A 25,965-nucleotide genomic window follows, 5' to 3' on the forward strand; every position below is an offset into this window, starting at 1 on the left:
GTAAAGAGTTTTGGTCTTTCAGAGAGCTAGTAGTGTAGATTAATTACTTTCCGAACATCATCCAGAAGTTTTATAAGCTGTCGGCTAAACTCAAAAGTCATAATGTTACTTTCGGTTTTTTGGCCCCGGATGAGATCGTTAAAATGAAGGGCTTCATAATTGTATCCAATGGTGTGGTAATTAAAATCAATAACCTTTTCATTGCCATCCATGATTATGGATACGGTTGAAGGCGCATGAAACATGGAATTAATTTTTATGATTCCTTTTTCACAATGAAAAATGGCTTCTGTGGGTGTGTCCTCAGCCAGTGTGCTTTTTAAATTTGCAGTAACATTATCATTATAATGAAATATCATTTGGCAGGAAGCGTCAGCACCGTTGTCAAAATACTCGGCTTCAGCTTCTATTGTATTTGGAAGCCCTAAACTTGATAAAGCCGCAAAAATAGGGTAGATGCCAATGTCTAACAGGCTGCCGCCACCTAAGCTTTTATTAAAGAGCCTGGAATCATTATTGAATGCTCTGTAAAAGCCGAAGTCGGCTTCCAGTTTTAAAACCTTGCCGTAAGCTTCGTTTTTTACCAAATCTAAAGCATATTGATAATGGGGAAGAAAGTAGGTCCAAAGCGCCTCCATAAGCAGCACGTTTTTTTCTTTTGCCATAGAGATCATGTCATTGACTTCTTCCATGCTCATAGCAAAAGGCTTTTCACATAAAACCGCAATACCATGTTCCAAACAAAGCATGGTGTGTTCTTTGTGAAGCGCATGAGGCGTGGCAATATAAACAGCGTCTATGTTTTTATCTTTTACTAAAGCTGTGTAACTGGAATAAGCTTTTGTGGCGTTGTATTGAGATGCAAATTCATCTGCCTTTTCCTGATTTCTTGACGCTACAGCATATAGTTTAGCGTCTTTAATGGTAAGCAGGTCTTTAGCAAATTTATGGGCAATATTGCCTAAGCCTATGATCCCCCAGTTGATTGTTTTATGTTTCAAGTTCTTTTCTATTTATGCTAAACGATTGAAGTAGACAGGCTATAGCTATGACTATAATGCACCCTACAAAATTAAGCCACAGGAACGGAAGGTTTATGATCTCATATTCATTTAAAAAATAAAGAATGATGACTAAAACCTGTGTAATAAGTGCGCCTACAAAAACCGCATTGCTTTTTACAAATTTAAAGAAGAATGCCAAAAGGAAAATTCCCAAAACATTTCCGTAGAAAATAGAACCAATGATATTAACAAGTTGAATTAAGTTTTCGGCAAGATTGGCAACACAAGCTACTCCTATAGCTAAAATACCCCAAATAAATGTAAACCAACGAGAAGCTTTTACTTTGTCTTCTTCTGTTTTTTCACCACTATTTCTAATGTATAAATCTATGGTTGTAGTAGAACCTAAAGCATTTAATTCACTGGCGGTACTGGACATGGCAGCGCTTAAAATAACCGCCAGAAGCAACCCGATGAGGCCTCTGGGAAGGTTGTTTAAAATAAAATGGATAAAAACATAATCTTTATCATTGCTCTCCACTTTTACGTTTTGTGCTTCAGCCGCTTTTTCAATAAGTAATTTGGCTTCGTTTCTAACCTCGTTATTGGCTTCATTGGCAAGCGTGATATAGTGCGCAGCATTTTCATTTTTAGATTCAATAAACGATTTTATGATCTTTTGTTTATCGTTAAATATGTCTTGTTGTTCCTTTTGAAGTTTTTTAAAGTCTTCGGCATATTCAGAATCTAAAACCACTTCAGTCGCTGTTGGATTAAAATTTACAGGTGCTTCATTGAATTGGTAGAATACAAATACCATAACACCAACCAGGAGAATAAAGAATTGCATGGGGACTTTCAGCAAACCGTTAAAGATCAACCCCAATTGCATTTCTTTTATGGATCTGCCTGATAAGTAACGTTGTACCTGACTTTGATCCGTTCCGAAATATGAGAGCATTAAAAAGGTACCTCCAATAATACCACTCCAAAAGGTGTAGCGATTATTAAGGTTGAAAGAGAAATCTAAAATTTCCATTTTACCACTGGCACCGGCAATATGCAACGCCTTACTAAAAGTAATGTCTTGTGGAAGCTTACTGACTATCAAAAAGAAAGCCACCAGCATACCGATAAAGATCACTACCATCTGATGCTTTTGAGTAACGTTTACAGCCCGGGTGCCACCGGAAACCGTATAAATAATTACCAAAAGGCCAATGGCGATATTGAGCGTGAGTAAATCCCAGCCTAAAACTACCGATAGTATAATAGCCGGCGCAAAAATGGTAATGCCGGCTGCTAATCCGCGTTGAATAAGAAACAGAATAGCCGTTAAGGTCCTGGTTTTTAGATCAAACCTGCTTTCCAAAAATTCATAAGCCGTATAGACTTTTAAACGGTGATACAAGGGGATAAATACCATACAGATGACTACCATGGCAATTGGTAATCCGAAATAAAACTGCACAAAGCCCATACCGTCATTAAAGGCTTGCCCCGGTGTAGATAAAAAGGTGATGGCACTGGCCTGGGTTGCCATAACCGATAAACCGATGGTCCACCATTTCGATTTATTGCCGCCTCTTAAATAATCCTTTACATTTTTACTGCCTCTGGTCTGCCATGTTCCGTAAGCAACAATGGCGAATAAAGTAGCACTTAATACGGCCCAATCAATCCAGTTCAATGCTTGCATATTAAAAGACTTTCATGATTAGGTAAAACAGAACGAAATAAATGGCATTGGCTATTAAAACAATGGAGTATAATTTAAGCCAGGGCTGTTTCGGTTGGTTGTCTTTAGCCATGATTAATCGTTTAATTTAGCTTCCAATTTTAAATCTTCCTTGCCTAAAGAAAGCATATTGGCAAATAGGCGATAAGCTCCTGAAACACCTTCGGGGAATTCCCTGAAAAAGCTTAATCCGGTATATATATAATGGCCTTTCCCATGTTTTGCCACCAGTAAGCTGCCATCTTTAGGAGTTTCATTTTTGTCATTCATTGATAGTATAGGCGTGAATTCCGGTCCCCATTGGTTAGGAAAGTACAAGCCGCGTTCCTGTGTCCAGCCTTCAAAATCCTGTTGAGTGATCTTATTAGGAAAATTCAGTACAGGATGTTCCGGATTTAAAAATCGCACTTCGGCATTTTCATCGGTAACGCGTTCTCTTGAAAGTTTGATTTGATAAGGCGCCAGTTGCTCTGCTTTTAATCTGTACGCCGTGTTATATTGTACGATCATATTACCACCATCAGCTACAAAATCAAACAATGTTTGCTGTTTAAAGCTTAGGTCATCAATAGTGTTATAAGCTCTGATGCCTACTACTACAGCATCAAATCTGCTGAGTAATTCGGCAGTAATGTCTTCAGGTTTAATGACCCGCACATTGTATCCGATTTGTTGCAGGCTTTCAGGAACCACATCGCCTGCGCCCTGAATGTAAGCAATATTTTCACCTCGCTTTTTGATATCTAACCTAACCACTTTGCTTTCGCTGGGAAGTAATACGGTTTGAAACGGAATATGATCATATTTAATTTCAACAAGTTCCCTGGTATAATCATGATCTCCAATATGAACAATGGGGCCTATTAAGCCTTCACTTTGATTTTTAGGTGGAATAACAGTAAATACCAAAGTTTGTTCTTCGTCTTTATGTTTGATAGAAACTTTTTGGTTTTTAGGATAGACGTTCCAGTCATCAGGATGGCAAACCTCTACATGGCCTTCCAGGTTATCTTTTCCGGCTTTTACAACAACGGTGATGTCCCGTTGTTTATCATTTTCAAAAATGATTACCTTTTCGGAGATTTTGGCAGAGGCTTCCGGAATGATTTCAAATGGGCGATACAATTCGCCTTTATCCGGTTTTGAATAACGATGGATCACATCTTTTTCAAAATGTATGATGTATCCATCAAGATCAACCACAAAATTAGCCTGTAATGCTCTTTGGGTTTCCGGGGTTCCAATGATCGTTTCATCATCTACCTGGTACATACCCTTGGTCCCTTTTTTGTTAAGCCAATACGGACTTGTGGTTTTCATATCCGTTGGAATGATACTACTAAAGGAAAAGGTGTGCTTTTTATTGCTTTCCAGAGAAAGATCTGTGTTTTGAATCTGATCTAAAGGCGAAATCCTTATATTCTTTAATTTGGCTTTAGCGTTACTTCTTTTGAGCACTTCAATATTGATTTCAATATCGTTTTTAGCTGAAACCGTTGGTATAGAGGCCGAAGCTTCCAAATACAACCCGGCACACATTTCAATGATAGCTTTTAGCTCTTTGGTTTTTTGAGTTTTCCAATGGTCGTCCTCAACATCTTGTAAAAGTTTATAGGCTTCTATTAATTGAGGTACATGCTTTGATGGATTTTTAAAATTGAAATTGTTTTCAACCTCGTATAAAATAGCTCCAATGGCTTTTCCACCCTTAATGCGGCTCCAGGATGTGTCAATACCTGAAAAAATATTATCTCCTTCAGGAACCTCTCCCTTTATAAATTCTATATATTCTTGTTGCGTCCCCCGCTGTGACAATCTTCCAAAACCCTGACATAAATGCTGACTACTTGCTATAGAAGCCAATTCGTTGTTGGATAATCCTTTAAGCGGATAATAAACTCCTATATCAAATTTTATCATATTGCTTTTATCAAGCTTCTCAAAGGCTTCCCTTCCATATCTCCACCAACTTGTATTATAAAACAGACGTTTTGGTTGCCATATACTGGTTTGTTTTAGCTGATCCGGATATACAGATGCATCTGCAACCATATCAAAGGCCTCCAGGCTTAGCATGGCAGATGCAGTATGATGACCATGGGTCCTTCCCGGAGTTCTATGGTCAAAGCGATTGATGATCACATCGGGTTTGAATTTTCGAATAGCCAGTACCACATCGCTTAACACTTGTTCTTTATCCCAAATAGAAAAGGTTTCTTCGGGATGTTTGGAATACCCAAAATCATTAGCTCTGGAGAAGATTTGCTCCCCGCCGTCAACACGTCTGGCAGCTAATAGTTCCTGCGTCCTAATGACACCTAAAAGTTCTCTGATTTCCGGACCGATGAGGTTTTGTCCGCCGTCACCTCTGGTTAATGATAAGTAAGCGGTTCTGGCCTTTACCTGGTTAGACATGTAAGAAATCAACCGTGTGTTTTCATCATCCGGATGTGCCGCTACATACAGCACCGAACCTAAAAAATTCAATTTTTGAATGGACTCATAAATCTGTGAAGATGAAGGTGTTTTAGGCTTTTGTGCGTTTAAAAATGTAAACGATAGGAGTGAAACTATAAATAAAGCAATGGGTCTTTGCATTGTATATTTGTTTTGCTAAAAATCAAATATAGCAAAGTATGGTTGGGAATGGTTGGGTTTTAATGTTTCTTTAACTTAAAACGCATGATTTTAGTCCTCTTCCAGAATGGCATCTTTTTCAATTAAAGTAACCGCTTTTTGTAGTATGAGGTTATTTGGATAGGTCATTAAATCACCACTTTCCAGCCGTAAATGTAATTGAAACGCCCCAATATCTTCTATAATGGCCTCCGTGGGAAGGTCGCTATCGTGAATTTTAATTTTGTCACCTACTTTATAGGGGAAATTAAAAAACATAATAATACCCGAGGTTACATTGCTAAGGATGGACCAAATGGCAAAAAGAGCAATACCCAAAACTGCAAAAACCGAAGAAAAAACAACAGCTAAGTCTTCAAATTTGGCACCAAAAACAAACGCTTCTATTAAAATGGCGATCAAAAAAAGACTCACGGTTACATAACGGGAAATCAGACGGGTGCGTTTTTGGTTGATACCACTTTTTCGCCCTATTTTTTTTATAAGCAGATTGGTAATAAACCCTATTAAAAACAGAAAGGCTATTACAAAAGCCGTGGCAATTAACTCGTCTTTATAAGTTTCGAAAAACATATATATTGTTTTTAAAATACGCTGCAAAGATACGTTAAATACAAAACAATATTAGTTTAATTGAAGCGTGTCTCTAAGGGATTCGTCTTTGTTAGAGTTCTTATTCCAATAAGACGATTTTATGGTTTTTAACTTAGTGGCTTTAGTGGTTAATGTTTTTGCATTTTTTCCAAACCCACTTTGAAACGTTTCTTCCCAACTTAACACCTCATAGGGAAAATTGGGATTGAAACTAATTGTCAAATTTCTGTTCAAGTCCGGATAATTAATGGTGTAGGATCCTGCGGTTAATGCCACATTAGCTTTATAAGGCTTTACAGGAACATGACGCATTCTGGTGTATTCAAATGATGGTATTATTTCTATAGCTCCGGTTGGTAAGGATTTTGGGTCAATACGTAATTGTGTCCACAGTTCATTTTCCAGCACCGTTTTATTTAGTTTGAAGCTTTTATCGGCTTCACCTTCAAAATAGGAGTGCGACATGATCTCGAATGTATCATGGTTGTTCAATTGTGCATACACATGGCCACACCATTCCTGCATGGAGCTGGACACTTTGATAGCATGTTGATTGTTTGAAACCGGATAAAATACACTTTGCATTACCGAATACGGGTAAACCCCGGTATTAAAATTTTTAGTAGCATTCAGTTTAAGTACCGAAACGTTTTTGGGGCTTTGATTGTCAGCTTTTACCTGAACTTCAGGTAAAAAATCTTCCGTTACATAAATTAAAACCGCTTTTCCTTTATGGATTTCCCCATAACGCGCCTGTTCCAATTCATAAGATGAAATCTCAGCTTCACCCGCGTACCAATACGCTTTAAATTCTTGTGAGAGTTGTGTTTCTTCAGCTTTAGTTTGAATAGCCGGATCAAAATTACTTGCCAGGATTTTGCCTTCCTCTTTTTCTTTACAGGAAACCACTAGTAGCAGTAAAACAAAAATTTTTATAAACGAGTTCATTTTAAATGTTTTAGACCTATAAGGTACAAAGTTATTTAGTGTTTGCCATGTCATTTAACGTTTTATAAACAAGATGAACCGGTAAGCCCATAACGTTAAAATAAGAGCCTTCAATTTTTGTAACCCCAATTTCACCAATCCACTCCTGAATACCATAAGCACCGGCCTTGTCGAACGGTTTACAGGTTTTTATATAATACCGGATCTCGTCATCAGTTAAAGCTTTGAAAGTTACTTTGGTTATGTTATGCAAAGTTTTTTCGTAGTTTTTGGAGGTAAAACAAACCGACGTGATGACCTCATGCGTTGCATTGCTTAATGATCTCAAAATTAAGAAGGCATCGTCTTCATTTTTAGGCTTACCCAACGCCGTGTCATTATGCCAAACAATGGTATCGCTGGTGATCAAAATATCGTTGTCCTGTAATTCGTCTTTAAACGGCAACGCTTTAAGCTGGGCCAGGTAATTGCTTATTTCGAAATGAGTCAATCTGGGAGGATAGTCTTCTTTTACCGGTTTTAACCTGATTTCGAAATCCAATCCTAAACTTTTAAAAAATCCTTGTCTTCGGGGAGAACCCGAAGCTAAAATAAGGTGGCGGTTTTTAAGTTTTTCGTTAAGCATATTTGTATAAGAGCAATGAAAGCATTCCTAACAACATCACTAATTTAAGCATGTTGCTCATATGATGAAAGTGTTTTTTTGTTTTGGCACCAAAAGCTTTGATCGATATATAAATAAGCGGTGCCAGCACACCGGCTAAAAAATAAATGACCGCGGTTTGATTTTGATATATTTTATAAACCACATAATATACCACTGCCAGCACAGGAACAAGGGATAGCGCAAATAAAATATTTGATGCACGCACTCTGCCAATGGCAATGGGTAAAGTGTTCATGCCGGCTTTATAATCGCCATCAATGTCCTCAATATCTTTGGCAATTTCTCTTATAAGATTGATCATAAATGCAAAAATGGCATAGTTCAGAATCATTTTAAAGTATACTAACTGAAGTTGCTGGTTTTCAGGCGTTATATTAGGTAACAGTTCAAAAATACCGACAATTAAAACACTAAGGGACACTAAAACTGAAATAACAATATTTCCGATAAGTAATGTTTGTTTCAGGTAACTGGCATACACATAAAGCAAAGCTGAAATAATCACAAATATGGAAAAGAAAGCACTTTTACCAACCAAATACGAGAGATAATAGCCTAAACCAACACCCAAAACATTTAAAACGATAAATAGGGTAAAGGCAGTTTTTTCAGAAATGCTTTTCCCAATAATCACTTTATCGGGTTTGTTTACTAAATCGGTTTCAACATCATAGATATCATTAATAATATTGCCGGCAGCTGCAATACAAATGGTTGCTAAAATTAAAATGGTAATTCCTGATTCACTTAAAGCCGTATGAACTCCAAATGATCCTAAAAAAGCATACTTGATCAATAACTGCACTGAGGCAATCATGAGTAAATTTTTCCAACGAATAAGATTTAAAATGCTCCGCATTTAGTTAAAAGTTATAAGTGAAAAGTTAAAAGTGTTATGGTATTCAAAACAACATTATGTATGTCGCTAATTTTTGTTTTACAATAAGGTAGCCCCGAATTCACAAATGATTGATTTCTGTTAACTATTAACTAGTCATACCTGGCACTAAAATTTCCGTTCCATTTGTCGTGGACTTTAAGCACTTGTTCAATGACGTCGCGTACGGCACCCTTGCCACCATTTTTATGCGAGATGTATTTTGAAATACCCTTTATTTCCTGAACGGCATCCTGCGGGCAACATGGCAGACCCACCAATTTCATAACCGGGTAATCGGGAATATCGTCGCCCATATACAGCACATGTTCTAACTTAACGCCTTTACTGTTCAAATAGTCGTTTAGCTGATCAATTTTATTATGAGCACCAAGAAAAATATCTTTAATACCTAAGCCGGCTAAACGTTTACGAACGCCTTCGTTGGAACCACCGGAAATGATACAAACGTTAAAACCGGCATCAACGGCTGTTTTAAGCGCATAGCCATCTTTAATATTCATGGTTCTCAGCATGTCGCCGTTGGTCATGATGGTAACGCTTCCGTCTGTTAAAACGCCATCAACATCAAAAATAAAAGTGTTGATATGCTCCAGGTATTCTTTATAGCTTTTATCTCCCATGGGTATCCTGAATAGATTTAGTTATTAGTTTGTAGATTTCCTTGTGTTGATCATTTTCTAAAAGCGCCAGATGCTTTTTGATAGTTTTTAGATTATTGCGCTTTGCAGGGCCTGTTTGTGCCATGTAGGGCGACATATCCTGAATTTTTCTTGCGGTTTCCATGATAAGCGGTTTTAGCAAATCGAATTCTGCTGCCTCCGACTCCACAATTTCATGGGCAATACGATACATCTGATTACTAAAATTATTTACAAACACAGCAGCCAGATGCAACACTTTGCGTTGGTTGCTGTTTACTTTTTTAACGGGGCCGCCTAGCCCGGAGGCCAGGGATTTCAATATGTGGTAATCCGGTTTTTCTAAAGTCTCTATGCAAATAGGGATATTGGAAAAATCAAGGTCAGCATCCTTGGTAAACGACTGTACCGGATAAAACACACCCCGTCTGTTTTTCCTGTCCAAATCATGAATGTTAATGCTGCCGGCCGTATGTACCACCAATCTGTTTTCAAATGGTAATGCTTTTGAGATGGCCGCCACGGCCTCATCGCTTACCGATAAAATATAAACATCGGCTTCTTTAAGTTGGGATAAATCATCCGTAATGTCAACCTCGTTTTTATACTTATTTATGGTTTTTATACTTCGGTTATACCACTGATTTACGGTGCTATTTTCGGCATTTTTAAAAGCTTTATATAAATGCGTTCCTATATTGCCTGCCCCAAGAATAATCACTGAAATCATGTTGCTAAAATACTAACAATTGCGAATTATGAATTACGATTTTTCATGTTTTAGTCCAAGTTCCTCAAAATTTTCTTTTAACTCCATTTATTCAATTACTCACTACGGTTGGTGTAAGAATAGTAGTCAACCACTATGGATATTTCAATTATTTCAGGCTGCCGGTAAAATTTGAATTGAGGTAAAGCCTTTAAAAACATTATTATCTCGGCTATTCTTTTTATACCTTGTTAGGGTACGTTATTCACCTCTTTGTTTTTCAATTTCAAGTAATTCAATTGCTTTTGCCAGCTCATTTTGAAGTTCATCATAACCAATTACTCTCCCAATTCCAGAGAGTTCTAAGAAGTGATACCTTAATTGCTGATACAAAGACTCCTTTATTTGGTTTTTAATTTGAATCACTTCTTCCGTTTGATTCATCCCTTCAAGTTGCTTGAAGGTCTTTAATAGTTCTGTATTCATAAGTTTTGTTTATAAAAAAGTCAATCCGATTTTTCTTCCTAATCCTTGCTCAAAAATCCGTATTAATGTAGAAAGTTGGATATTTCCCTTGGCATTTTCAAGCTTGGAAATATAACTTTTTTTTGTTCCAGCTTTTTCGGCCAATTGCTCTTGTGTCAATTTAGCTTCTTTTCGAGCTTCTTTAAGCATTTCACTCACGATAAACATTTGAGAGCTTTCCTCATATTTATTTCGGTTTTTGGTTCCGATTTTTCCATGTTCAAGTTCAATTAACTCTTCAAATGTCTTTATGTTTTTATAATCTTTCATCTGTTTATTTTTATTGTTTTTTATTTGTCATACTTCGACTAAGCTCAGCACAGGAATGTAATTCGCCATTAAACGTTTCAGTGGGTATTACCGTTTAGTTATTTTGGCTCATTTCATAATTCTATTTTTTATTACCGAAATATGCTTTCATTAATCGCTTAGCTTTTTCTAATTCTGTCTTTGGTGTTTTTTGAGTTTTTTTATGGAATCCATTAAAAAGAACCACAAGTTTTCCATCATCAAAACAGCAAAATATCCTATAAATATTGGATTGTACTTCCACTCGTATTTCGTACAGTCCATTTGTTCCTGAAAGATGTTTTAAGAACTTTTCAGGAACTCGGTCAACTTGTTTTATTAATTCAAAAACGTATTGTATTTTTTCTTTAACTTTTTGGTTCTGTTTTTGGTAAAAATCAATAAAGTGGTTTTCGTAAAATATTATTTTTCTGGTCACACTACAAAGTTATCTTAAAAGATAACATTTTCCAAATTTATTATGAAATTTCTTTCACTGCACTCTAAACTACTAAATAAATGCTATTACATTTACTTCTAAATATAGAATACTCAAACATAAACAAGTACTTAGAATTTAACACCTATTTAATTGTTACTTAAATTTATGATTGGAATTAGGGATAGTTTATCTTTGTTTCTATGGGAAAACCAGATATAAAAACCAGGGAGGATGTGTATTTATTGGTATCATCATTCTACAAAAAAATTAGGAAAGATGAAACTTTAGGGCCATTTTTTAATGATGTCATTGAAGATTGGGATGCGCATTTGGAAAATCTGACCACCTTTTGGGAATCCAGCCTGTTTTTACAAACCAGGTATTATGGTGACCCTTTGAAAGCACATATAAAAGTTGATCAGGAAAACAATCACAGTATTACCGAAATGCACTTTGGCATTTGGCTAAACCTGTGGTATCAAACCATTGAAGAACTATTTGAAGGGGATTATGCCGAAAATGCCAAACGGCGCGCCAGAAAAATGGGGACGTTTATCTACTTAAAAATATTTGAAGCAAGACAGGGGCAGTAGGCAGTATTCAGTAGGCAGTTTGCAGTCGCAGTCAACAGTATTCAGTAGGCAGTATACAGTCTCAGTATTCAGCCATAGTTCCTAATAGATGTCATTGCGAAGTGGTGTCTGAGGCACTCGAAGACAAAATGAAGCAATCTCAGTAGCCAGTCTACAGTCTCAGTTAGCAGTACTCAGTTGGCAGTTTACAGTTTTTGGAATTTAGAATTTGATTTTTAAAATTTTATCATACTTCCGTCTTCCGTCTTCCGTCTTCCGTCTTCGGTCTTTGGTCTTCTTCTTCGGTCTTCACACTTTAAACAAACTTTAACACAGAAAAATAAACTTAAATACGTAAATTTGCACGACCTTTAAAAGGCCTACATTATGCAAAAAAAACTCGCTAATATTCTCTTTTCAACACGTCTTACAGGTATTTTATTTTTAGTTTTTGCCGCCGCTATGGCAACCGGAACATTTTTAGATGCCGGACAGGAAACATCACCAACACCTTATACCCGAAATCTAATTTATAACGCCTGGTGGTTTGAGGTTATCATGGGGCTGTTTGTGGTTAATTTTGCTGGCAATATTTTCAGGTACAGTTTGTATAAAAAGGAAAAATGGGCGACGCTACTTTTGCATGTGGCATTCATTTTCATTTTTATCGGAGCGTTTATTACCAGGTATGTGAGTTTTGAAGGGATGATGTCTATCCCGGAAGGTGGTACCGAAAAGGTATTTCTTTCACAAAAAACCTATATCTCGGGTTATATTGACGGCGATTACAGGATTGACGGGGTACAACAACGTTTGCCTCTGGAATATGAAGTAGACTTTTCAAAACGATTGGATAACGATTTTAAAGTTAAAACGAATTACAACAAACAACCTGTTTCCATGGAGCTGGAAAAGTTTATTGTTGGAGCAGAAGAGGATATTATTCCGGATGAAAATGGTGAGGATTATTTAAAACTGGTTGGGACCAGCGGAGGCGGCAGACATAATCACTTTTTAAAAGTAGGGCAGCAAGTAAGTATTCATAATGTCATTTTTACCTTGAATAACCCCGCTAAAGGCGCCGTGAATATTTTTTATCAAGGCGATTCCTTAGCTATAGATTCGCCAATTGGCGGAACCTATATGACCATGGCTACCCAGGAACAGGGCGAGCTGATTAAAGACAGCCTGCAACCTTTAAAGTTACGTTCGCTTTATAGAATAGGTAATATGCAAATAGTAATTCCGGATCCTGTGCTTAAAGGTGTATTTGATATTGTTCAAAAGGAAAAGGTGAATAAAAATGATGAAGACGGCATTGTACTTAAAGTAACCGCCAATGGAGAAACAAAGCGTGTAGCACTCTTTGGAGGACAAGGCATGACCAGACCTCATAAACAAATAAGCATAGGAGGTTTGGATTTTGGTTTTCAATATGGCTCAAAGGTACTGGAGTTGCCTTTTAGTATCAAATTAAATGATTTTCAAGCGGATAAATTCCCCGGATCCAATATTAATTCTGCTTACTCCAGTGAGGTGACGGTTATTGATGAGCAGGAGGGAAGTTTTGATTATAAGATCTACATGAATAACATTTTGAATCATAGAGGATACCGGTTTTTTCAATCCAGTTTCTTTCCGGATGAAACCGGAACCATCTTATCCGTAAATCATGATTATTGGGGCACCTTGTTTACCTACATAGGATACTTTATGCTATACTTCGGCTTATTAGCTATTCTGTTTGCTAAAAACACCAGGTTTTCAGATCTAAGAAAACAATTGAACAGCGTGAAAGAAAAAAAATCAAAGCTCCTTACGGTACTGTTTTTGTCTATAGGGTTATTTGGGTTTTCGCAACAACACTCACAAAATGATGGTCATGATCATGGTGCTCATTCCACCGTACAAACAAAACTGACCAAAGCCCAGATAGATTCCATTTTAGTTGCAAATATGACGCCTAAAGCACATGCTGGAAAGTTTGCCCATGTAGTGATCCAGGATTTGGACGGCCGTATGAAGCCATTGAGTACCTATGCCTCCGAAATGTTACGCAAATTGAGCAAACATGATACTTATGAAGATTTTGATGCCCATCAGGTGTTTCTGTCTATGCAGGAAAGCCCCAGGTTGTGGTATAATGTACCGGTAATATATTTAGCTAAGAAAAAAGCAGATACTATCAGGCACATCATTGGAACCAGTGTTGAAGATAAATACGTGACTTTAGCCGATTTCTTCTCTGAAAGAGGCACTTATAAGCTACAGCCTTATTTAGAAGATGCTTTTAGCACGACCAAACCCAATGGCTACCAAAAGGAAATACAGGAAGCCCACAAACGCGTTAATTTGTTATATAACACCATTGAAGGAATGTCGTTGAAATTATTTCCGGTGCCGGATGATGCCAATAACACCTGGATATCGTCTTACGATTACAGGTTTGGTCAGCATAAAATACAGGATTCGCTTTACGGGAATTTCATAAAGAACGGATTTCAGGCTTATTTGTTTACGCTAAACGAAGCAAAGCAATCCGGTGATTATTCAGAAGCAGAAAAGTTACTGGAAGCATTTAAAAAGACACAACATAAATATGGTTCTGAGGTCATGTTGAGAGATGATAAGATCCATACGGAAGTGTTGTACAATAAGTATGATATCTTTAAGAAACTCTTCAGCTGGTACATGTATGCCAGTAGCATCATGTTTGTACTCCTGATAGTGCAGATTTTCAGGGATAAAAGTAAAGCTATAAGTGTGTCGGTAGCTGTTTTAAAATGGATCATCGTAGGCTTGTTTCTGGTTCACCTGGGTGGCCTGATAGCCCGTTGGTATGTGTCAGGACATGCCCCCTGGAGTGATGCCTATGAATCCATGATCTATGTGGCTTGGGCTACCATGTTGTTTGGTTTGATCTTTGGAAGAAAAAGTGACCTGACCATTGCTGCAACCGCTTTTGTAACGTCTATGTTGCTTATGGTGGCGCATTTCCAATGGATGGATCCGGCCATCGGGAATTTGCAACCGGTTTTAAATAGTTATTGGCTTATGATCCACGTAGCTGTGATCGTAGCCAGTTATGGCCCGTTTACATTAGGAATGGTTCTGGGATTGGTTTCTTTATTCTTAATGGCGGTTACTACTCAAAAGAACAGAATTAAGATGGATCTGAACATCAAAGAACTCACTGTTATAAATGAAATGTCGTTGACTGTTGGCCTGGTCATGTTAACCATTGGTAACTTTTTAGGTGGTATGTGGGCCAATGAAAGCTGGGGACGTTATTGGGGCTGGGACCCCAAAGAGACCTGGGCCCTGATCAGTATCATGATCTATGCCTTTGTGATCCATATGCGGTTAATTCCCGGGCTCCGTGGACGTTGGTTCTTCAATCTGTGTTCTGTGTTAGCCATAGCCTTTATCATCTTCACCTATTTTGGGGTGAATTTCTACTTAGCAGGATTACATTCGTACCAATCCGGACAACAGTTGGATAGTTTTAAGATCATAGCTATAGCCTTAAGCTTTGTGGCCATATTAGGTTTCTTTGGTTACAGAGGTTTTGTGAAATACTATAAGAAATAGATTTCTTAACAATATATCAGGGAGTTTATTCTTTTTAAAAGAAGAAAATTCGTAGGTTTGGATCAACCGGTTTTTAAAGACTAAAAACAAAAGACGAACTCAATTTTTAAGCCCTTTTTATTATAATGTATTGATTTATATCAATCTAAAAGCATTTTGTATTTTTTGATATCTTGAGTTTTTTTAAATTGAATTGAGATTTTGCAGTTTTATGTTGGATTTCAACAGAATGCGTGACTTTTAAAAAAACTAAGTGTCTTAACATATATCAACTAAATAGCTGTTAGCTACATTTGGAAACCCTCAACAACATTAATAAATTATCTGATGAAGATCTGGTAAAAGCAATAGTAAAGACTAATGATACATTGCTTTTTGAAATACTGTATGACAGGTATGCTATGTTGGTGTACAATAAATGTTTTGGGTTTGCCAAAGATGCGGATGAAGCTAAAGATTTAACACAGGATGTTTTTTTAAAACTCTTTGTTAAACTGGGTAGTTTTAAGGGAAAATCAAAGTTTTCAACATGGTTATATGCCTTTACATACAACCATTGTGTAAATTACGTAACCAGAAATACTGCTAAAAAGTTTCAGAAAAAAGCAGTAGATTATAAAGATATTGAAAACCTGTCGGAAGATGAAGACGATAACAGTTTTCTAACAATGAAGGTTGACAAGCTGAAAATAGCTTTAGAGCGTATTTCACCGGATGAAAAAATGATTCTATTGCTAAAATACCAGGACTTACTTTCTATAAGAGACATAGAAAATGTTTTAGGTATTGGAGAAAGTGCCGTTAAAATGCGAATTAAACGCGCCAAGGACAAACTAATAACCGTATACAATAACCTTAAATAATGGATAACCCGTTTAAATACGTAGACAAGCCACTCAAAGAGGTTCCCCAGGAACTTAAGGCTAAGGTTATGAGTGATATTGCCATGGCAAAATTACTTATGGAATTAGCGGCGTTATTTTCTTATAATATTGGCGATATCATAGAATCTGTTATGAAACAGAGAGATCATAAACCTGAAGACAACAACCCTAATAAATCATAGTGATCATGGAAAAAGCAACGGAATGGAAAAACATAGCCATGGAATCTTTAAACACCATGTGGTTAGAAATAACTAAAGTGTTTCCCAGTATTATTGGAGCTTTAATTGTACTGGTAATCGGCTGGCTAATTACTAAGCTATTAGTACGTTTAATTAAAAAAGCATTGAAGCTTGCTAAAGCCAACAAGTTGGATGATAAGCTAAACGACATCGAAATTGTTGAAGGCAAAAAACTGAATTTTGACACCATTAAGATAGTCTCAAATTTTGTGAAATGGGTGCTGTATATCATGATCATCATTATGGTTTCTGATATTCTGAACCTAACCATGATCTCGGAACAAATCAGTAACCTGTTGGGTTATTTGCCGCAATTGTTTTCGGCACTGGTTATTTTTACCATTGGGTTGATTTTAGCGAATGTTATAAAGAAAGGGTTGCGGTCGTTTTTTGAATCCATGGACTTATCAGGAGCCAAGATCATTAGTCAGATTGTATTTTTTATCATTCTGGTCTTTACTTCTATCACAGCGTTAAATCAGGCAGGCGTTGATACAGCAATCATTACGAGCAATATCACCTTGATTTTAGCAGCTTTTTTATTGGCTTTTGCTTTAGCCTTTGGTTTTGGAGCCCAGAAGGTTGTAGGCGATCTGTTAAAAACGTTTTATGCCAGAAAAACTTATGAAATTGGACAGGTCATCGAATTTAACGATATAAAAGGGGAGGTTGAGGCAATTGATAACATGTGTGTTACGTTAAAGACAGAGAATGGTAAATTAGTTGTGCCCATTAAAGATATTGTAGAGAGTCAAGTAAAGGTACAGGATGAACTTTAAGTTAGGGTTAAAATTTGGTTGGTTACGTTCTGTAATTTGAAAGACTCTTGTTTCCCCTTCCATTAATTTGGAGGGGGATTTTTTTTATGATAACTTCGGAACTCTAAACTTTGAATATGAGATGTATTGGTGCAATGATCCTAGTTTTGGGTTTGGGTATTAAAATGTATGCCCAGGCCATTATACCGGATAATTATAAGCTGGTTTATTCCCAGGATTTTGAGCAACCACAGGCTATCAATGATTTTGAAATGACGGACGCCAATGCCTGGAAAATAAGTAGAGGGGACCAGGGAAACTGTTTGGAACTTTTTAAACAAAGTGTATACGAACCCGTTGTACGTTCGCCATTTAATATAGCGCTATTGAAAGACATTATTGTAGGCGATTTTATACTGGAAGTCAGATTAAACCAAAACGGACGGGAATATGGGCATCGCGATCTGTGTTTAATGTTTGGGATCAATACCCCTTCCAATTTTTACTACACCCATATTGCTACAAAATCAGATAAGCATGCCAACAGTATTTTTATTGTCAATGATGAACCAAGGACCAGTATAATATCTAAAAGAACCGATGGCACTAATTGGGGCGCTATAGATTCCTGGCACACGGTAAGAATTGTTAGAAAAGCAGAAGTCGGCATTATAGAAATTTACTTTGATGATATGAGTAAGCCCATTATGAATGCCAATGACACACATTTCAAAACCGGTAGAATAGGTATTGGTTCATTTGATGATACCGGAAAATTTGATGCCATTAAAATCTGGGCACCTGAAGTTTTAAGACCTAAAAAAGGATTCTTTAATTAGAACTTCTCTAAAGTACTTAAGACCTCTTTTTTATAACTTCTGCTTATTGGAAGTGAGGTTTTATTAATTGTTATTTCTTCATTAGTAAAAGACGATATGTTTGCCAGAGAGATGATAAAGGATCTGTGAATGCGGAGAAATTTGTTCTTAGGAAGTTTTGCTTCTACTGCGCTTATGGTTTCCCTGGTGACAATAGTTTCATTATTTAAATGGATTTTTATGTAATCACTATAGCTCTCAATATAGATGATAGCCTCAAAATTAATTTTGATCATACGTCTGTCAGAGCGTACAAACATAAAATCGTTTATGTTAGATTCTTCACTAACGTTTGAGTCATTTTCACCATAAATATCAAAGTAATTATTGACCGCTTTTAGCAACCTTTCAAACGATATTGGTTTTAAAAGGTAATCAACTGCCTGCAGTTCAAACCCTTCAACAGCATAATCTCTATAAGCTGTGGTGAAGATTATTTTCACATCCTTGCTAATAGCTTTAGCAAACGAAATTCCGGATATTTCAGGCATATTAATATCTAAAAAGATCAGGTCTACCTCATGATTTCTTAAATAATTAAAGGCTTCAATGGCATTGTTGCAGCTATTGACACATTTAATATTCGGAATTTTTGATAAGTGGGAAGCGATAATTTCCTGGGCAATGACCTCGTCATCAATAATTAAGCATGATATGTCTTTGTTTTGCTTCAACATTAAATGGTATTTAAACCTAGATTTACTTTAAAGATACCATTTTCGTGGTGTATTTTCAGGTCGTATTTATCTTTATATAACAGATCCAGGCGCTTTTTAATATTGGTTAAACCAATACCTTTTTTCGGTGTTTCATCTTCAGAACAGGTATTTTCAATATAAAAATGAATGTAGCCGTCTTTACAAGTGAGGCTGGAAACTATATTCAGAACCCCTTTTTTTATGGCACCATGTTTGAAACTGTTTTCAATGAACGGCAGTAATAACATAGGCGCTATTTTAATATTTTCTGAAATATTTTTGGTCGTAAAATCAATATTCAAAGTCTTATTAAAACGCATCTTTTCCAACTCTATATAGTCTTTAATATGATTAATATCTTCGGATAATAACACAAAAGGTTTGTCTACCTTGTAAAGTAAATAATCCAGTAAATTAGAAAGTTTTAAGATCATTTCCGGGGTTTCATTGGCCTTTTTTAATGCAAAACCATACATAGTATTAAGTGTGTTAAACAAGAAATGCGGATGAATTTGCATTTTTAAATAATGCAGCTCTTGCTCTTTTAATTTCAATTGAGTCTCTAAAATTTTGGTTTCCAGCTTTCCGGTTTGCCTGGTGTGTGTTATGTTAAGTCTCAGAAGTTTATAGCCGCTTATAATTATTACAACTAAATAAACTGCCGTAGCCACAAATAGAATGTTTTTGGTTACCGGGTTCATCTCATTATATTCAAATTTGGCTATGTAAATAAGGCTAAAAAAGATGGAAACCATTATTAAATACCCCGAAATAATGAACGTATAAATACTGTATAATATAAACTGAAAATACTTTTTTTTGATGAGATAATCAGGGATTAATTTGTAAATAGAAACATAAGTAGTTGCTATGGTAATGGGCATTAGGAAGAGGCAAAAGGACAGCGTATCATCAAAATTTTTACTACCGCCTCTAAAGAAGTAAATGAAAAATAGTAGTACCGCACACCAGAATACAAGATGAAGCAATATTTTGCCAATAACCTTAAAAATTAGCTTTCTCTTTAGCATGGATACTATTTTTGAACAACAATAATATGTATATTTTCTGTGACGATTGCTCTTCGTGAGACGAATAACAGATTTAATAAGGGATTCTGCATGTTGTTAAAACAATCATTAATCTTGTCATCCGTCGCAATTTATTAAATTTAAGCATTTAACATTTTAGGTTTGTGACATGTTTAATCAAAACCGTTAACTATGCACACAATGATTTTACCATTAATTCAAAGTTTAGGCACCGAACTATCAAGACGATTTAATGAGGGAGGGCCATTTTTCATGTCGCTTATTTTAATTTGTTTTTTACTGTCCCTCTTCTTTTTAATCTGGGGGTTTTTAAACCTTAGAAAGGATGCTTTAAAGTCTAAGAAAATGCTATCGCTAACTGCAGATAGTAGTCTCTTGGGGTTGGTTCTGGGATTTTTAGGGTCGGTGATCGGCTTAATAACGGCGTTTGACTCAGTTGAGGCCATGGGGAATCCGGACCCTGCAATTTTTGCAGGTGGACTTAAAGTTTCTTTGTTAACCGCAACGTTTGGGTTATTTACTTTTGTAATTTCCAGGATAGGAATTCTGGTTTTAAGAGGGCTTCACAAAGCTTAACCACACACATTTTAGTGAAAATCCCTTTTCAAACCAATGAAAAGGGATTTTTAATTTTTGCTAATTATATGTGGATTCCTGCTTTCGCAGGAATGACAGTTTTGATTGTATATCGGACTTACTACTTGAAATTATCTAGCTAGTCATTGTTTTTCCTTTAATTCTTTTTCAGCAAGAATTGCCCATTTTGTCATTCCTGCGAAAGCAGGAATCCACAAATTAAGAACATGCTAGTTTCATGGTATCGAGGTATAATCAACAGGAATGAGGGAGTAAAATTATCTACATTTTATTCCCAGGTCTAAAACAAATCATTCAAAACTTTAGCCAGTCTAATACCGGCAATCTGAAGTTGTGATCTTACGGTTCCAAAATATTTATAAGAATACCGATATCTTAAATTATCACCTGGCTTAGTCGAACCATAAACTTCTTTGGTCAATTCATGGGTTTCATTGACCCAATCAATGACGGTCCCTTTTTGGATTGATTTAACCTGCTCCCTGGATAAAAAGCTGGCATTGTCAGCTAATTCGGAATAGCTCATCCCGTAATGTTCAATCATTTCGGTGTCCCACACTCTATGCAGGTTGGTGTCATTATAGAACCACTGAACTTTAAAATCATTGCCGCCTTTATCTTCAGCTAAACCAATGTGCATGGGCTGATGTAAATCGCCAATTAAATGAATCAACATTCTTAAATAGAAAGCTTTATCGTCATCCGAAGCCGTTTTACTTTTTATAATAGTTATGCATTGCTCAATACCACTTACCAAATCACCATCCGGATGCCTTTTTGAGGGGTCGTACATAGCATCCAACGGCATATTGATAAAATGCCAGGTATAAAATTTGTTATAGCGTTTGTCCGATTTAATTTCATCGGCAAATGTTGAGGCCAATGCTAAAGACTCCCTTCCAAGTAACTTTTTAATGGCACGCTTGGTTTTTGGTTTTAAATATGTATTGGCAATTTCTCCAACAACACGATGTCCCGTGGAACCCCAGTCAGGTTCAGCGGACACTTTAAAAGTGAATAAAACACATATGATCAGAGTTGTGAAAAATTTTGTTTTCATTATTTGTATGGCTATGTCGATTTTAAAATTTATTTCCTCCTGCTCCTTTTATTATAATTCTTATCGCCCCTGGTTTTAGGCTTTTTGTATTTTTTAGCCATATCTCTACGATAAGAACCACCTTGATTTACTTTTTTGTTTTTTTCCTTCTTTTCATGAAACGCCTGACCGGGAGCATCTTCGTCTTGTCTTCTTTTTAACGGATTGTGACGTTCTTTGATTTGCGGACGTTCCTCTTCAATCAGTTCCGTTGAAATCTCTACGCTGTCCGGTAATTCCAATAAAGGAACTTTCATATCCATTAAACCTTCAATACGTTCTATAGCATCCTGTTCTTTCTCAGTAGAAAACACCAGAGATTCCCCTTTTCGCTCTGCGCGACCTGTTCTACCTATACGATGCATGTAATTCTCCGGATAGTCAGGTGTATCAAAATTAATAACGTGTGATACATTGTCAATATCCAACCCACGTGCCATCACATCGGTGGCAATTAAAATACGGTGTTCCCCGGCACTAAAAGCTTCAATACTACGCAAACGGTAATTTTGCGTTTTGTTGGAGTGGATCACACAAACATCATCCCTAAAAATAGCATCAAGTTTATCAAATAAGCGGTCTGCCATGCGTTTAAATGCTACAAAAATCAGAACCCTGTTAAAGGCCTCTGTATCACCTAATAAATGTTCCAGCAGATTGACTTTGGTATGGAAATTAGGAACATTATAACGATGTTGAGAGATGTTATCAAGCGGTGTTCCGGATACGGCAATAGAAACACGTATCGGATTCCTGAAGAAATCATTAATCAAAGTATCAACTTCCTGGGTCATTGTGGCAGAAAACATAATGTTTTGCCTGCGTTCAGGCAGTAGGTCGAAAATATTAATTAGTTGATGTCTGAAACCTAAATCCAGCATAACATCCACTTCATCGATCACCAATTTCTGAATGGATTTTAACTGTAATACCCTGCTTAAAGCTAAATCATACAGGCGTCCCGGAGTTGCCACCAAAATATCCAGACCTTCAGCTACCGCTTGCTTTTGCGTGTTGATATTAGTACCACCATAAACACCTAAAACACGGTTGTTAATGTATTTAGATAGCTTTTCAATCTCCTCAACTACCTGTACCACCAATTCACGAGTAGGAACCAAAACCAGAACCCTCGGGTTTTCCTGCTTGGAAAACTTCAGGTTTTTAAGGATAGGCAACATGTAAGCAAAGGTTTTACCGGTTCCGGTTTGGGCAATCCCAACTACATCTCTACCGGAAGCAACCACATTAAAAGCTTGTTCCTGAATGGGGGTAGGCTTTTCAAACCCCAGATCATCAAGGGCATTGAAAAGCGGGGTATTTAAATTTAGATTTCTAAAAGTCACGTAACTGGTTTATGAGGTGCAAAGATAAATTAATATGCATAGTCTTCCTCTCAAGGCAGAAATCTTTTTATCGGAACCACAAGAGTGCCATTTGAATTTTATTTTGAACATTAAATTTCGGTAATTTGCAATCCTCTTGAGAACAATAACTACATACCAACCAAAAAACATGGATGCCTTTAAGAGTCAATTACTCCTATGGGTACAACAGTTTGATGAGGTGATTTGGCTGGAGTCTAACAATTACCAGCAACGCTATTCTAATTACGATGCTGTTTTGGCGGTTGAAGCTTTTACCAGCATTCAAACGGATTATCATCAGGCTTTTGAGATGTTGAAGGAGTACCAATCTGCTACTAAAGATTGGATTTTTGGCTATTTGACGTACGACTTAAAAAATGATGTTGAAGCCTTAAGTTCTGAAAATTTTGATGGATTACGATTTCCCGACCTATATTTTTTCCAGCCTAAAAAGCTCTTTTTGTTCAAAGGGAATACGGTTGAAATTCAATATTTAAAAGCTGTTGATGATGAATTAGAAGCTGATCTGGAATCCATTGAAGGAATGAATGAATCCAAATCGCATTCCAGGCACAAGTCCTCACAAGATGTGAAAATAAAACTTCGTATCCACAAAGACGAATATTTTGAAAAGGTGACCACCATGTTGAACCATATTCACCGTGGTGATATTTACGAAGCTAATTTTTGCCAGGAATTTTATGCCAGGGATACTGAAATCAGTCCGTTAGAAACGTATTTAAGGCTCAATGAAATATCAAAACCGCCATTCGCATCTTTTTTAAAGTGTTATGATAAATATGTTATAAGTGCTTCCCCGGAACGCTATTTGAAAAAAGATGAAAACTCGGTTATTTCACAACCTATAAAAGGTACTGCAAAACGAGCCGAAGATGTTGAAGAAGACAAAAAGTTAAAAGCGAATTTACTGTATGATGAAAAGGAGCGAAGTGAGAATATCATGATTGTGGATCTGGTTAGAAACGACCTGTCCAGAACGGCTAAAAAAGGTACTGTACGGGTTGAAGAGCTCTGTAAAGTGTATAGTTTTAAGCAGGTGCATCAAATGATATCAACGGTTAAATCAGAAGTTGAATCAAGTACTCATCCGGTAGATGTGATTAAAAGCACGTTCCCCATGGGAAGCATGACCGGGGCTCCAAAAATATCGGCGATGCAAATTATTGAAAAATTAGAAGAAACTAAACGCGGCGCCTACTCCGGAGCTATCGGGTATTTTACCCCGGATAATAATTTCGACTTTAATGTTGTGATTCGAAGTATTTTGTATAATGCCTCAAGACAGTATGTGTCGTATTCCGTAGGGAGTGCTATTACCGCTAAAAGTAATCCCTTAAAGGAATACGAGGAATGCCTGGTAAAAGCCAAGGCCATGCGTGAGGTTTTGGAAAATTAAAGTTTTCTTTTCAAAATTTAATTTTTCAAGTTCCAAGTTGGTATCTTAGCTCAAAATGATTACAGATGACATCAGAAGAGTTTGTAAAGAATGTTTTCAAGAGCAAAGAGGATTTGTTAAAAAGCTATTTTGACTCCTCTGAAGATAGCTATGTTAGTAGTTTAATTGATTCTTTAGATTTGAATGAAGGGCAAAACAAAATACTCAAAGAAATAATTGATGGTGTTTTAACGGATGCACTTTATGGGCTTTTATTAGGAATTGATGGAAGTGCTTCCATAGGTAATATCCAAGAGTCATTTAAACTATTTGATGAAAAAAATAACGAACTGACGGGAGGTGAAATTGAAGGTTATGCCTGGGAATATTTTCACAATTAATCGGTTATGCTTTCCAGATTTGAAGAACATATCAATGACAATCTATCTTTCCTAAAGGAAAGCAAACTCCTTATAGCTATTTCGGGAGGGGTTGACAGTGTGGTATTGGTCCATTTATGCCATCAACTCCATTTAAATATTGCCCTGGCGCATTGCAACTTCAATCTCCGTGGAAAAGAAAGCGATGGCGATGAAGCATTTGTTATACAACTGGCAGATGATTTAGATATAGAAGCTTTTTCCGAAAGCTTTGATACGCAGGGTTATGCTAATGAGAACCGGATTTCCATTCAAATGGCGGCGCGTGAGATGCGCTATTTTTGGTTTGATGAATTAGCCCAACAACTGGAATTTGATTATATATTAACGGCACATCATGCCGATGACAATCTGGAAACATTTTTGATCAATTTTTCCAGAGGGACCGGTTTGGATGGCTTAACGGGTATCCCTGAGATCAACAATAAATTTGTGCGTCCGCTTTTGCCTTTCTCCAGGGAAAACGTCGTGGATTATGCCAAAGCCAATAAATTGGAATGGCGGGTAGATAGCAGCAATGCCTCCACGAAGTATTTGAGGAATAAACTAAGGCATGAGGTCATTCCTATTTTAAAAGAGGTTAATCCAAGTTTGCTTCAAAGCTATCAGAGCACTATTAACAATCTTAGTGATGCCACCGATATAATAGAAGATCATTTGGAGCTGTTCTTTCAAGAGGCTGTGATTAGTATGGAGGATAACAAAATGACCTTTAAAGTGTCTGAATTCAAAAAACAAAATAACCCGAGAGCTTATTTGTTTGAAACTTTTAAAGATTATGGATTTACAGAATGGAACGATGCCTTAAATTTATTGGATGCGCAATCCGGTAAGTATATTTTATCCAATACGCATCGATTGATCAAACATCAGGATAATTTGCTTTTAAGTGAGATCGTTCCGGGAGAATTAATCGAAATTACTATTTCAGATACGCATCAGGAAATAGAAACGCCTTTTGGAGTCCTTTGCTTTTCAGAAGTGGATGCAATATCCCAAAATAGTACCACCTCAATTTATGTAGATAAAGCACTTCTAAAGTTTCCGTTATTAATAAGGCAATGGAAAGTAGGCGATGTGTTTTTTCCGTTTGGAATGAAAGGGAGAAAAAAAGTGAGCAAGTACTTTAAAGATGAAAAGCTTTCATTGCTGGATAAAGAAAGTACGTTGCTATTGTGTTCTGAAAATAATATTGTTTGGGTCATTAACAGGAGAGCCGATAACCGGTTTAGAGTTACAGAAGACACCAAAGAAATTTTAAAAATAGAGTTAAAATGACCTGTCATTCTGAACGGAGTGA

26 protein-coding genes are annotated in these 25,965 nt (G+C 36.6%); 10 read left to right on the plus strand and 16 right to left on the minus strand.

Annotation, left to right across the window (positions count from 1 at the left end; all coding sequences use genetic code 11):
- Positions 1–26 precede the first annotated feature (26 nt).
- The 12 genes from Q0983_RS08010 to Q0983_RS08065 all read right to left on the minus strand — a co-directional run bounded on the left by Q0983_RS08010 (position 27) and on the right by Q0983_RS08065 (position 11,088).
- Entirely contained in the window at positions 27–1,001 is a 975-nt protein-coding gene (locus tag Q0983_RS08010) for a Gfo/Idh/MocA family oxidoreductase (protein ID WP_299551076.1), read from the minus strand.
- Entirely contained in the window at positions 991–2,703 is a 1,713-nt protein-coding gene (locus tag Q0983_RS08015; protein WP_299551079.1) for a sodium:solute symporter, read from the minus strand. The genes Q0983_RS08010 and Q0983_RS08015 overlap by 11 nt, the downstream gene beginning before the upstream one ends.
- A 114-nt stretch (positions 2,704–2,817) precedes the next feature.
- On the minus strand, positions 2,818–5,340 hold the full coding sequence (locus Q0983_RS08020; RefSeq protein WP_299551082.1) for a PIG-L family deacetylase: 2,523 nt from the start codon (positions 5,338–5,340) through the stop codon (positions 2,818–2,820).
- 90 nt (positions 5,341–5,430) lie between these two features.
- On the minus strand, positions 5,431–5,952 hold the full coding sequence (locus tag Q0983_RS08025) for a mechanosensitive ion channel domain-containing protein (protein ID WP_299551085.1): 522 nt from the start codon (positions 5,950–5,952) through the stop codon (positions 5,431–5,433).
- A 51-nt stretch (positions 5,953–6,003) separates the two neighbouring features.
- Entirely contained in the window at positions 6,004–6,921 is a 918-nt protein-coding gene (locus tag Q0983_RS08030; RefSeq protein WP_299551088.1) for a septum formation inhibitor Maf, read from the minus strand.
- Between the two features lie 31 nt (positions 6,922–6,952).
- Positions 6,953–7,546, minus strand: a complete 594-nt coding sequence (locus Q0983_RS08035; protein ID WP_299551091.1) for a Maf-like protein — start codon at positions 7,544–7,546, stop codon at positions 6,953–6,955.
- Positions 7,539–8,405: a geranylgeranylglycerol-phosphate geranylgeranyltransferase gene (locus Q0983_RS08040; RefSeq protein ID WP_299551093.1), complete on the minus strand. Its 867-nt coding sequence runs from the start codon at positions 8,403–8,405 to the stop codon at positions 7,539–7,541. The genes Q0983_RS08035 and Q0983_RS08040 overlap by 8 nt, the downstream gene beginning before the upstream one ends.
- A gap of 173 nt (positions 8,406–8,578) precedes the next feature.
- Entirely contained in the window at positions 8,579–9,109 is a 531-nt protein-coding gene (locus Q0983_RS08045; protein ID WP_299551096.1) for an HAD family hydrolase, read from the minus strand.
- Positions 9,099–9,857, minus strand: coding sequence for a DUF2520 domain-containing protein (locus Q0983_RS08050; RefSeq protein ID WP_299551098.1), 759 nt, complete (start codon positions 9,855–9,857; stop codon positions 9,099–9,101). Before Q0983_RS08050 ends, Q0983_RS08045 begins: the two co-directional genes overlap by 11 nt.
- A 240-nt stretch (positions 9,858–10,097) precedes the next feature.
- Positions 10,098–10,322 carry a hypothetical protein gene (locus Q0983_RS08055; RefSeq protein WP_299551101.1) on the minus strand — a complete coding sequence of 75 codons (225 nt, stop codon included), beginning with the start codon at positions 10,320–10,322 and terminating at the stop codon, positions 10,098–10,100.
- Positions 10,323–10,331: 9 nt separating this feature from the next.
- Positions 10,332–10,631 carry a helix-turn-helix transcriptional regulator gene (locus Q0983_RS08060; RefSeq protein WP_299551103.1) on the minus strand — a complete coding sequence of 100 codons (300 nt, stop codon included), beginning with the start codon at positions 10,629–10,631 and terminating at the stop codon, positions 10,332–10,334.
- A 121-nt stretch (positions 10,632–10,752) separates the two neighbouring features.
- On the minus strand, positions 10,753–11,088 hold the full coding sequence (locus tag Q0983_RS08065) for a type II toxin-antitoxin system RelE/ParE family toxin (RefSeq protein WP_299551106.1): 336 nt from the start codon (positions 11,086–11,088) through the stop codon (positions 10,753–10,755).
- Positions 11,089–11,291: 203 nt separating this feature from the next.
- Here Q0983_RS08065 and Q0983_RS08070 point away from each other — a divergent pair, with 203 nt between their 5' ends.
- From Q0983_RS08070 to Q0983_RS08095, 6 genes are all read left to right on the plus strand, one after another.
- Complete coding sequence (locus Q0983_RS08070; protein WP_299551108.1) at positions 11,292–11,684, plus strand: group III truncated hemoglobin; 393 nt, start codon at positions 11,292–11,294, stop codon at positions 11,682–11,684.
- 366 nt (positions 11,685–12,050) lie between these two features.
- On the plus strand, positions 12,051–15,254 hold the full coding sequence (gene ccsA / locus Q0983_RS08075; protein WP_299551111.1) for a cytochrome c biogenesis protein CcsA: 3,204 nt from the start codon (positions 12,051–12,053) through the stop codon (positions 15,252–15,254).
- A gap of 293 nt (positions 15,255–15,547) precedes the next feature.
- Complete coding sequence (locus Q0983_RS08080) at positions 15,548–16,117, plus strand: RNA polymerase sigma factor (protein WP_299551114.1); 570 nt, start codon at positions 15,548–15,550, stop codon at positions 16,115–16,117.
- Positions 16,117–16,320 carry a hypothetical protein gene (locus Q0983_RS08085; protein WP_299551116.1) on the plus strand — a complete coding sequence of 68 codons (204 nt, stop codon included), beginning with the start codon at positions 16,117–16,119 and terminating at the stop codon, positions 16,318–16,320. Before Q0983_RS08080 ends, Q0983_RS08085 begins: the two co-directional genes overlap by 1 nt.
- A 5-nt stretch (positions 16,321–16,325) precedes the next feature.
- Positions 16,326–17,159, plus strand: a complete 834-nt coding sequence (locus Q0983_RS08090) for a mechanosensitive ion channel domain-containing protein (RefSeq protein ID WP_299551119.1) — start codon at positions 16,326–16,328, stop codon at positions 17,157–17,159.
- 116 nt (positions 17,160–17,275) lie between these two features.
- A complete protein-coding gene (locus Q0983_RS08095) occupies positions 17,276–17,977 on the plus strand; it encodes a hypothetical protein (RefSeq protein WP_299551121.1) in 702 nt (233 codons plus the stop codon).
- Here Q0983_RS08095 and Q0983_RS08100 read toward each other — a convergent pair.
- Both Q0983_RS08100 and Q0983_RS08105 read right to left on the minus strand, forming a co-directional pair.
- Positions 17,974–18,693, minus strand: coding sequence for a LytTR family DNA-binding domain-containing protein (locus Q0983_RS08100; RefSeq protein WP_299551124.1), 720 nt, complete (start codon positions 18,691–18,693; stop codon positions 17,974–17,976). The genes Q0983_RS08095 and Q0983_RS08100 overlap by 4 nt on opposite strands.
- The gene (locus tag Q0983_RS08105; protein WP_299551127.1) at positions 18,693–19,745 is read right to left on the minus strand and encodes a histidine kinase; all 1,053 of its coding nucleotides are present in this window, start codon (positions 19,743–19,745) and stop codon (positions 18,693–18,695) included. Before Q0983_RS08105 ends, Q0983_RS08100 begins: the two co-directional genes overlap by 1 nt.
- 201 nt (positions 19,746–19,946) lie before the next feature.
- Here Q0983_RS08105 and Q0983_RS08110 point away from each other — a divergent pair, with 201 nt between their 5' ends.
- Positions 19,947–20,342 (plus strand): MotA/TolQ/ExbB proton channel family protein, encoded by a 396-nt coding sequence (locus Q0983_RS08110; protein WP_299551130.1) that lies wholly within the window; start codon positions 19,947–19,949, stop codon positions 20,340–20,342.
- 301 nt (positions 20,343–20,643) lie between these two features.
- Here Q0983_RS08110 and Q0983_RS08115 read toward each other — a convergent pair whose 3' ends face one another.
- Both Q0983_RS08115 and Q0983_RS08120 read right to left on the minus strand, forming a co-directional pair.
- Entirely contained in the window at positions 20,644–21,423 is a 780-nt protein-coding gene (locus Q0983_RS08115) for a S1/P1 nuclease (protein WP_299551133.1), read from the minus strand.
- Between the two features lie 29 nt (positions 21,424–21,452).
- Positions 21,453–22,808 carry a DEAD/DEAH box helicase gene (locus Q0983_RS08120; protein WP_299551136.1) on the minus strand — a complete coding sequence of 452 codons (1,356 nt, stop codon included), beginning with the start codon at positions 22,806–22,808 and terminating at the stop codon, positions 21,453–21,455.
- A gap of 169 nt (positions 22,809–22,977) precedes the next feature.
- On the opposite strand from Q0983_RS08120, the gene pabB reads away from it, so the two are divergent.
- From pabB to tilS, 3 genes are all read left to right on the plus strand, one after another.
- Positions 22,978–24,246, plus strand: a complete 1,269-nt coding sequence (pabB, locus tag Q0983_RS08125) for an aminodeoxychorismate synthase component I (protein WP_299551139.1) — start codon at positions 22,978–22,980, stop codon at positions 24,244–24,246.
- Between the two features lie 65 nt (positions 24,247–24,311).
- Positions 24,312–24,626: a hypothetical protein gene (locus Q0983_RS08130; protein ID WP_299551141.1), complete on the plus strand. Its 315-nt coding sequence runs from the start codon at positions 24,312–24,314 to the stop codon at positions 24,624–24,626.
- Between the two features lie 6 nt (positions 24,627–24,632).
- Positions 24,633–25,943 carry a tRNA lysidine(34) synthetase TilS gene (gene tilS / locus Q0983_RS08135; RefSeq protein WP_299551144.1) on the plus strand — a complete coding sequence of 437 codons (1,311 nt, stop codon included), beginning with the start codon at positions 24,633–24,635 and terminating at the stop codon, positions 25,941–25,943.
- Positions 25,944–25,965 lie beyond the last annotated feature (22 nt).

The sequence above is a fragment of the Seonamhaeicola sp. genome (assembly GCF_028281565.1).
Classification (GTDB): Bacteria; Bacteroidota; Bacteroidia; order Flavobacteriales; family Flavobacteriaceae; genus Seonamhaeicola.